This is a genomic window from Cobetia sp. SIMBA_158, assembly GCF_046566945.1.
GTDB classification, from domain to species: domain Bacteria; phylum Pseudomonadota; class Gammaproteobacteria; order Pseudomonadales; family Halomonadaceae; genus Cobetia; species Cobetia amphilecti.
Map to the genome: position 1 here is coordinate 1 of NZ_JAWJYL010001077.1, position 236 is coordinate 236.

At 34.7% G+C, this 236-nt stretch carries 1 pseudogene; it reads left to right on the forward strand.

The annotated features are described in order from the left end of the window. Positions 1-236, forward strand: a pseudogene (locus tag R2R70_RS23090) (thiol:disulfide interchange protein DsbA/DsbL); the annotation flags it as partial.

Sequence of the window (236 nt, forward strand, 5' to 3'; positions counted from 1 at the left end):
CTAATGCTTAAAAAACTAAAACTGAGCCTACTTCTTTTATGTTTACCTTTTGCAGCCTTTGCTGCACAGTTTGAGGCAAATAACCAATACACGATTATTAAAACTGAAAAAAGCACAACACCACAGGTAACAGAGTTCTTTTCATTTTATTGTCCGCACTGTTTTAAATTTGAACCAGTGGCTAAAGCAATTGAAAAAAAACTGCCTGAAGGCACTGATTTTGTTAAAAGTCACGT